Genomic DNA, 2,321 nt, shown 5'->3' on the forward strand with positions numbered 1-2,321 from the left:
TTTTTCATCCTCATTTGAGTAGACTTCTTTCATATAAAGTTCTCCAGTAATTCCCATTGCAGAATCAAGAGCAACAAGGTAATTTATATATCTATCAACAGCTTTTTTTGTGATATCTATTTCTATATCTTTATAAAACCTATTATCTATCTTTTTTTTCAAATCTATAGTACTAACTTCTATATCTTTCAATTCAGTTTCTATATATTTATTTATTAATTCCATTCTATTCATTATTTTATTATCTCCATAAGAAATATGTTATCAAATCGAGAGGTTTTACCAACAGAAAACATCTCATCTATTCCAACTGTTATTTTGATGCCCCTTATATTGTCAATATTAGCACGCATAGTAGAACGAATATTACGAATATTACGAATATTACGAATATTACGAATATTACGAATATTACGAATATTATCTAAGTCCGCATCGGTTATATTGTAATCATTTTTTTGTAAAATTTATTTTCAGCATTTTTCATGTGTTTGCTTAATTTTTTAATGGGCTCTTTTTGAGCTTCACTGAGGCTTCCTCCAATTAATGTCCCAGAATCATCAAATTTTTCTCTCATAACTGTTTTCGTTTCAATCGTGATCCAATGAGGTGGAGGTGAGTCGATTTTACAAATTAAATCAATTCCATGACCATTCTTTTTTTGTAAACTAAATACGTGACTCGTATCAATATTTTTTCCATATAACGGATTTAACTCTTCCCCTATATTTCCTTTTATTGATAGCTGATTAACTGGAACCGCTTTTTCAATTTTACCTGTATTTTTAGTTCTATAAAAAACTCCACTGAGTAAGCTACCATCCTTTGCTGCTTTAACCTCATAATTCTCACCAATATATCCGACCAAATGCGCTAATTTCTGTGCTGCAATGTCATCATATAATTTTTGCTCTGAAAGAACTCGATGTAAATCACCTAATAACTACCGTCAACTATGGGTCCAAACAGTGTCACCTTAACATCATCCAAATGCCGCTCAAATGTTTGTAGCTTTGCGTGGGTTTGAGTAATATCACGCGCTTTTAATCCTTTGGTTTTTTTTGATTCGTCGTACTAATTCCATATGCCATATCTTTATTTCATCCTTATTTACGAATCGATTCAGGTAACTCTGTAGACTCTTGTACTGTAAAATTATCAAGGTAAACAATACTTGCACCACCAGAGGCACTGGTGACACCGGTTAAGGCTTTGGTTTTGACATTTTTTCCAAATAAAATAAACATATTGGCGGCGTGGTAACTGGCTTCAAACGCTTTAGTATTCCCAGTTTGGCTATCAAGGTATTTCATTGAATTTAACAGCACGTTATATCCTTGGTTTTCGTTATATCCCAAAAAGGCCGTCATATCTTCAATCGTTTGATTGCCCATCAAAACCACATTAGCGACTTCGCCTGCTACACGGTAAGCCACTTTTCCCCTAATCGGATTGCGGCGCCAACCCCAGTAAATAACAACGCGATATCGACAGCGATCATCACCCCTTGTGCAAATTTCTCGCCATTTTCATCCGCTTTATTTTGGATATCTATATCTGAGGCAATATATTCAATCAGTTCATCGGCTAACTCAGTGTAGGTTTTCACCGTAAGGCTATCACCCCGAGTTGCCTCTCGCTTTTTGTGCCCTTTTTCATCTACTGTCCACTTATCAATCCAAGCATCGACTACCGTGTATCTCAGAGATACGGCAATCACTTTTTGGAGATCATTGACCGCTGTCATTTGTACGTTAGAGGGAGTTGCCATTTGCTGGATATCATGCACACTTCCTACTGGATTTGTATAAGCCTTACTAGTATAAGGTTCAAATGACCGTTCCAAAAAAATTCAACTTTATAGTGGTGACGTCCGAACTTGTAAGATTTCCCTTTGTAGTGAAACTCACTTCCTTTTGGGCGCTCATGTTGAGAAACAAAGGCCAACATGAAACCTATAAAAGCCTCGGAGGTACCAAGTCGCTCTCTTAACGTCTCAAAAAAACGATTATGGCCCATAATTTCTTCCGCTAATTCTTTCATTTTATTAGGGATGCTAGGAGATTGACTTATTGTTGATACATATTCCAACAATGAATAATAATCGACGCCAATAGGAATTCTCTCTTTGGAAACTGTGCCGTCTTCATTTTCAGGGTACTCTTCCCAGTCCTCATCAAATGGGCTGGCGATATTTTGATTGTAATAATCAATATCCGCTTGCTCTTGACTTAAAAAAACAATCTTTGGTATTTTGTTCACACGGTTGAGCGTCTATCGGATCACTAACAGGTTCATCCGTAAAACGTTTTTCACATTCT

General features: G+C 35.9%; 4 protein-coding genes and 1 pseudogene. All 5 read right to left on the reverse strand.

Annotated elements, in window-relative coordinates:
- Positions 1 to 234: pseudogene (locus PR675_RS20700) on the reverse strand (hypothetical protein); the annotation flags it as partial.
- A 205-nt stretch (positions 235 to 439) separates the two neighbouring features.
- On the reverse strand, positions 440 to 868 hold the full coding sequence (locus PR675_RS20705; RefSeq protein WP_060561250.1) for a hypothetical protein: 429 nt from the start codon (positions 866 to 868) through the stop codon (positions 440 to 442).
- Positions 869 to 1,106: 238 nt separating this feature from the next.
- On the reverse strand, positions 1,107 to 1,436 hold the full coding sequence (locus tag PR675_RS20710; protein WP_060561249.1) for a hypothetical protein: 330 nt from the start codon (positions 1,434 to 1,436) through the stop codon (positions 1,107 to 1,109).
- Positions 1,421 to 1,789: a hypothetical protein gene (locus tag PR675_RS20715; RefSeq protein WP_060561248.1), complete on the reverse strand. Its 369-nt coding sequence runs from the start codon at positions 1,787 to 1,789 to the stop codon at positions 1,421 to 1,423. The genes PR675_RS20710 and PR675_RS20715 overlap by 16 nt, the downstream gene beginning before the upstream one ends.
- 5 nt (positions 1,790 to 1,794) lie before the next feature.
- On the reverse strand, positions 1,795 to 2,262 hold the full coding sequence (locus tag PR675_RS20720) for a hypothetical protein (protein WP_060561247.1): 468 nt from the start codon (positions 2,260 to 2,262) through the stop codon (positions 1,795 to 1,797).
- Between the last annotated feature and the right edge of the window lie 59 nt (positions 2,263 to 2,321).

The sequence above is a fragment of the Providencia sp. PROV261 genome (genome assembly GCF_028477945.1).
Taxonomy (GTDB): domain Bacteria; phylum Pseudomonadota; class Gammaproteobacteria; order Enterobacterales; family Enterobacteriaceae; genus Providencia; species Providencia stuartii.